The organism is Rhodovarius sp. (genome assembly GCF_040399605.1).
Classification (GTDB): Bacteria; Pseudomonadota; Alphaproteobacteria; order Acetobacterales; family Acetobacteraceae; genus Rhodovarius; species Rhodovarius crocodyli_A.
In genome coordinates this window covers 1-1342 of the sequence record NZ_JBBARU010000046.1, presented here as the reverse complement: position 1 = coordinate 1342, position 1342 = coordinate 1, and the positions used below count along the sequence as shown (strand labels likewise).

Annotated in this window: 2 protein-coding genes; both read right to left on the bottom strand. The window is 70.9% G+C overall.

What is annotated here, in order from left to right:
• Positions 1-471: hypothetical protein (locus ABWP84_RS12205; protein ID WP_353212310.1), on the bottom strand; the 471-nt coding region annotated here is incomplete at its 3' end.
• The gene (locus ABWP84_RS12200; protein WP_353212348.1) at positions 468-1337 is read right to left on the bottom strand and encodes a cation diffusion facilitator family transporter; all 870 of its coding nucleotides are present in this window, start codon (positions 1335-1337) and stop codon (positions 468-470) included. The genes ABWP84_RS12200 and ABWP84_RS12205, both read right to left, overlap by 4 nt.
• Between the last annotated feature and the right edge of the window lie 5 nt (positions 1338-1342).

Here is a 1342-nt window from a genome sequence, read left to right as displayed (position 1 = left end):
AGGCAGCGGCGGTGGCGGGGGCGGCAGCACGCCATCGGGCAGTGGCGGTGGCGGCGGTGGCGGCGGTGGCATGGGCGCGGGCTGTGGCGGCGGTGCGGCGGCGATGGCGGGTGCCGGTGGTGGTGGCGGCGATTCGGCCATGCTGGGGGCGGGTGGCGGAGGCGGAGCCTCTTCGGGTGGTTGTGGTGCAGCCTCGGCCTCGGGGGCGGGCGGCGGCGCCACGCTGGGCGGCGCCTCGGGGCTGGCGGTATCGCCCTCTGGCCCGGCAGCCAGGGCGGCCTGATTGGGCTGGTCCCACATGAGTTCCACCCCCTGCTCGGGAATCTCGGCCGGGGTGTCACGCGCCACCCACCACAATAGGCCACCCACCACCGCCGCATGCAGCAGCACCGAGAGCGCCAACCCCAACCACGCCCAGCCCCTCGCACCACCGCCAGAGGCGGGTGCCAGGCGCGCCCGCGCCGCCGTCACAGCACCAGCACCCCGCTATGCTTCGCCTTGCCTTCTGGCTCCACATGGATGGTGATCACCGCCTCGCCCAGATCGGCGCGCAAGGCGGCCTCCAGACGGTCACAGATCACATGCGCATCCGCCACCGTCATGGCGGCGGGCACGACGAGGTGGAACTCGATAAAACTGTTTCGGCCGGCCTGGCGCATCCGCAGGTCATGTGCCTCGATCGCGCCCTCGGCATTGGCCGCCACCACGCCACGAATGCGCGCCAGGGTTTGCGGCGGCGGCGCCTCATCCATCAGCCCGGCAAAGCTCTCACGCATCAGCCCCACGCCGCTGAACAGAATATTTCCCGCCGTGAGCGCCGCCATCAGCGGGTCGAGCCAGCCCAGCCCGGTCATCGCCGCCAGGGTTATGCCCAGCAGCACCCCGCCGCTGGTCACCACATCGGAGAGCAAATGCTTCCCATCCGCCAGCAGCGCGGGCGAGCGCAGCGCCCGGCCGCGGCGAAACAACACCCAGCACCATGCCGCGTTGCAGGCCGTGGCAAGGCCGGCCACCAACAGGGCGGTCGCGGTCAATTCTATGCTGCGCGGGTTGTTTAGCGCCGCCCAGCACTCGTGCAAAATGATGAAGGCGGCGACCAAAATCAGCGCCCCCTCCAGCACGGCGGAAAAATATTCGGCCTTGTGGTGGCCATAGGGGTGATTGGCATCGGCCGGCCGGGCGGAGACCCGCACCGCGGCCAGCGCCGCCAGCGCAGCGGCGACGTTCACCACCGATTCCAGCGCATCGGCGAAGAGCGCCACGCTGCCGGTCAGCCACCAGGCCACCAGCTTGAGCGCAAGCACGATGACCGCCACGACCACGCTGCCGACGGCCAGGGAAA